At 35.8% G+C, this 559-nt stretch carries 1 protein-coding gene; it reads right to left on the bottom strand.

Annotated elements, in window-relative coordinates; all coding sequences use genetic code 11:
- Positions 1-220: 220 nt before the first annotated feature.
- Positions 221-559: rRNA adenine N-6-methyltransferase family protein (locus KA878_RS13675; protein WP_245336765.1), on the bottom strand; the 339-nt coding region annotated here is incomplete at its 5' end.

Below are 559 nucleotides of genomic sequence, written 5' to 3'. Positions count from 1 at the left end.
CCACTCGTGGTAGTTACCACAAAGCCACATGTTAACATTAAATAATGTTAAGCATTTCATGGAAAAGCTTTTCTATAATCTTTAAGGCTTCTTGTGTACTTCTTGCTAGTCTAGGGACCTCTTTAGCTCCTTGGAAGCTGTCAGTAGTATACCTAATAATTTATCTACATTCCCTTTAGTAGCGTGTAACTTTCCAAATTTACAAAAGCGACTCATAGAATTATTTCCTCCCGTTAAATAATAGATAACTATTAAAAATAGACAATACTTGCTCATAAGTAACGGTACTTAAATTGTTTACTTTGGCGTGTTTCATTGCTTGATGAAACTGATTTTTAGTAAACAGTTGACGATATTCTCGATTGACCCATTTTGAAACAAAGTACGTATATAGCTTCCAATATTTATCTGGAACATCTGTGGTATGGCGGGTAAGTTTTATTAAGACACTGTTTACTTTTGGTTTAGGATGAAAGCATTCCGCTGGCAGCTTAAGCAATTGCTGAATCGAGACTTGAGTGTGCAAGAGCAACCCTAGTGTTCGGTGAATATCCAAGGT

Source organism: Staphylococcus sp. GDY8P57P, from assembly GCF_017892585.1.
Taxonomy (GTDB): domain Bacteria; phylum Bacillota; class Bacilli; order Staphylococcales; family Staphylococcaceae; genus Staphylococcus; species Staphylococcus borealis.
This window is presented reverse-complemented; position numbering and strand designations above follow the sequence as displayed.